Annotated in this window: 2 protein-coding genes; both read left to right on the top strand. The window is 46.3% G+C overall.

Going from position 1 to position 984, the window contains the following annotated elements; all coding sequences use genetic code 11:
• On the top strand, nucleotides 1–516 hold a 516-nt coding region (locus tag F8N00_RS18100), incomplete at its 5' end, for a bifunctional 3-deoxy-7-phosphoheptulonate synthase/chorismate mutase (RefSeq protein WP_421018761.1).
• A gap of 209 nt (nucleotides 517–725) precedes the next feature.
• Nucleotides 726–984 (top strand): LacI family DNA-binding transcriptional regulator (locus tag F8N00_RS18095; protein WP_421018762.1); only part of this gene is annotated, 259 nt, incomplete at its 3' end.

The following is a 984-nucleotide window of genomic DNA, read 5'->3' as shown; positions in this document are numbered from 1 at the left end:
ATGACACCGAGCGCCGTTGAATCTGCTTTACCATATGTCGACATCATCCAGGTCGGCGCACGCAACATGCAAAACTTCGATTTACTCAAAGAAGTCGGTCGGACGAATAAGCCGGTTCTTTTAAAACGAGGTCTTTCTGCAACGCTCGAGGAATTCATGTACGCGGCTGAGTACATCATGGCGAGTGGTAACGATCAAGTCATCTTATGTGAGCGTGGTATTCGGACGTATGAACGTGCAACACGGAACACGCTTGATATCTCAGCAGTTCCGATTCTGAAGCAAGAGACGCATCTCCCTGTCATGGTCGATGTCACGCACTCGACAGGGCGTAAGGATTTACTCTTGCCAACAGCAAAAGCGGCATACGCGATTGGGGCAGACGCTGTCATGGTCGAAGTCCATCCGTTCCCAGCACTTGCGTTGTCTGATGCGAATCAACAACTCGATTTCCAAGAATTCGATACGTTCATCGAAAACTTGACGACTACCTTTCCGGCACTAAACGTTCAATGATTTCCGAAAAAGGGTAACCTAAAGCGAATGAAAACGTTTTACAATGAAGGAAGAATGGGAAAAGAAAACTATCTTTTCCTGTCTTCCTTTCGTGTTGCCTAAAAATGAAAACGAAATGAAAACACTTGAGATGCATCATACTAAAGGAGGAATTTGTTTTGAATAGTAATATTACGATTTACGATGTCGCGCGAGAGGCTGCTGTTTCGATGGCGACCGTATCGCGTGTAGTCAACGGAAACCCGAATGTCAAACCATCTACACGAAAGAAGGTCCAAGACGCAATCGAACAGCTTGGTTATCGTCCAAACGCTGTTGCCCGTGGACTGGCAAGTAAAAAAACAACGACGGTCGGTGTCATAGTGCCCGATATCTCGAACATCTTCTTTGCGGATTTAGCACGCGGGATTGAGGATGTCGCGACAATGTATAAATACTGTCTCTTATACACATCTCCGAGCCCACGAG

Origin of the sequence: Exiguobacterium sp. A1_3_1, assembly GCF_048985645.1 — a bacterium.
Classification (GTDB): Bacteria; Bacillota; Bacilli; order Exiguobacteriales; family Exiguobacteriaceae; genus Exiguobacterium_A; species Exiguobacterium_A indicum.
Note: the sequence above shows the minus strand (reverse complement) of the source record. Positions and strands in the feature narration are given on the sequence as shown.